Origin of the sequence: Hydrogenophaga sp. (assembly GCF_051007235.1) — a bacterium.
Lineage (GTDB): Bacteria > Pseudomonadota > Gammaproteobacteria > Burkholderiales > Burkholderiaceae_C > Hydrogenophaga.
The window spans coordinates 1-2474 of sequence record NZ_JBPCSJ010000034.1 but is presented as its reverse complement, the minus strand read 5'-3'; the positions used below and the strand labels follow the sequence as shown (position 1 = coordinate 2474).

Below are 2474 nucleotides of genomic sequence, written 5' to 3'. Positions count from 1 at the left end.
CGGCGTGACCCCACAGGAAGCCGCCGAGCGCGTGCTGCGCTTCATCGGCGCACGTCCGCTGGTGGGCTACTTCCTCGAATTCGACGTCGCCATGCTCAACCGTCTGGTGCAGCCGCTCATCGGCATCCCGCTGCCGCAGCCACAGATCGAGGTCTCGGGTCTGTACCACGACCATAAGTACCGGCAGAACCCCGGCAGCCACATCGACCTGCGCTTCGACGCCCTGATGACCGACCTGCAACTGCCCCGCCGCCCGGCCCACCACCCGGTGAACGACGCCACCATGGCCGCGCTGGCCTTCGTCAAGCTGCGCGCACTCAAGGGCTGAAAAGAACGTCACCGAGGACGGCCACCGATAATCGGGCATGTCTTCTGCCCCTACCGCTTCCTCGTCTGCCGGCTTCGGCACCCTCCCCCTCTCACCGGCCACCCTGGCCAACCTGCAGCAGCTCGGTTATCTGAGCATGACGCCCATCCAGGCGGCCTGCCTGCCGCCCGCGCTGCTGGGCAAGGACCTGATCGCCCAGGCCCAGACCGGCAGCGGCAAGACCGCCGCCTTCGCGCTGGCCCTGCTGGCCAACCTGAACCCGCGCCGCTTCGCGGTGCAGACCCTGGTGCTCTGCCCCACGCGCGAACTGGCCGACCAGGTCACCACCGAAATCCGGCGCCTGGCGCGCGCGGACGACAACATCAAGGTCGTCACGCTGTGCGGTGGCGTGCCGCTGCGCGGGCAGCTGGCCACGCTGGAGCACGGCGCGCACATCGTGGTCGGCACGCCCGGCCGCCTCATGGACCACCTGGAGCGCGGCAGCCTGCAGCTGGACGCCCTCAACACCCTGGTGCTGGACGAGGCCGACCGCATGCTGGACATGGGCTTCTTCGACGACATCGTCAAGGTCGCCAAGCAGTGCCCCAAGGAACGCCAGACCCTGCTGTTCTCGGCCACCTACCCGGAAGGCATCGCCAAGCTGGCGGCGCAGTTCATGCGCGATCCGCAGACCATCGCGGTGCAGTCGCAGCACAGCAGCGCGCAGATCGAACAGCGCTGGTACGAGGTGGGCGAGAAGGAACGCCTGCACGTGGTCAGCCAGTTGCTGCTGCACTTCCGCCCGGCCAGCACCATCGCCTTCTGCAACACCAAGGCCCAGTGCCGCGACCTGGTGGCCGTGCTGCAGGCACAGGGTTTCAGCGCGCTGGCCCTGTTCGGTGAACTGGAGCAGCGCGAGCGCGACCAGGTGCTGGTGCGTTTTGCGAACAAGAGCTGCAGCGTGCTGGTGGCCACCGACGTGGCCGCGCGCGGGCTGGACATCGCCAGCCTGGCCTCCGTCATCAACGTGGACGTGACGCCCGACCCCGAGGTGCACATCCACCGCATCGGCCGCACCGGCCGCGCGGGCGAAAACGGCCTGGCGCTGAACCTGGCCAGCATGGACGAGATGGGTTATGTGGGTCGCATCGAACAGCTGCAAAAACGCGAATCCGACTGGCACCCGGTCAGCGAGCTCACCCCAGCAAGCAAAGAACCGCTGCAGCCGCCCATGGCCACGCTGCACATCCAGGGCGGGCGCAAGGAAAAGATCCGCCCGGGCGACGTGCTGGGCGCGCTCACCGCCGACCTGGGCTACACCCGCGAGCAAGTGGGCAAGATCAACGTCAACGAATGGTCCACCTACGTGGCGGTGGACCGCGCCATCGCGCAGCAGGTGGCCAGCCGCCTGGCCACCACCAAGATCAAGGGCAAGGGCGTGAAGGTGCGCGTGCTGGAGGATTGAGGTGCCACGCTCCGCCTGGACCCTGCGCCGCGCGCTGAAGTGGACGCTGCTCGGCACGCTGGCGCTGCTGGTGGTGCTGCCGCCGCTGCTGTACGCCGCGTTCCTGGGCATCCAGGAAGCCAGCGAACGGCAGTGGCTGGGCCGGGCGCCGACGCACCCGGCCACCGACGTGCGACGGACCGAACCGCACACCGTGGCGCTGCTGGACGTGGGCTTCGACTCGCTGGCCACGCGCCTGAAGCTGATCGAGCAGGCGAAGACCTCCATCGAGCTGGAGTTTTTCATCTACGAGGTCGACACCGCCAGCCGGCTGGTGACGCAGGCGCTGGCGCGCAAGGCGCGCGAGGGCGTGAAGGTGCGGCTGCTGGTGGACTTTTCGCTGCCGGTGTTCAAGCTGGCCCCGCACTACGCCCACGAGCTGGCCGCCGCCGGCGTGGAGGTGCGCTACTACAACACCGCCGGCTTGGCGCGCTTTTTCGCGGTCAACCACCGCACCCACCGCAAACTGCTGGTGGTGGACCGGGCGCAGGCCCTCGTTGGCGGCCGCAACATCGGCGACGACTACTTCGACCTCTCGGCGCACTACAACTTTCTCGACAGCGACCTGCTGATCCAGGGCCCGGTGTCCGCCGCCCTCGCCGACAGCTTCGACCTCTACTGGGCGTCCGACTGGGGGGCCCGGCCGGGCGAGGTGGCGAGTGA

Annotated in this window: 2 protein-coding genes and 1 pseudogene; all 3 read left to right on the top strand. The window is 68.6% G+C overall.

The window, feature by feature from the left end; all coding sequences use genetic code 11:
• Positions 1–328 (top strand): annotated as a pseudogene (locus ACR2JA_RS01110) (3'-5' exonuclease); the annotation flags it as partial.
• Between the two features lie 37 nt (positions 329–365).
• Positions 366–1772, top strand: coding sequence for an ATP-dependent RNA helicase DbpA (gene dbpA, locus ACR2JA_RS01105; RefSeq protein ID WP_434007300.1), 1407 nt, complete (start codon positions 366–368; stop codon positions 1770–1772).
• 1 nt (position 1773) lies between these two features.
• Positions 1774–2474: phospholipase D-like domain-containing protein (locus ACR2JA_RS01100; protein WP_434007299.1), on the top strand; the 701-nt coding region annotated here is incomplete at its 3' end.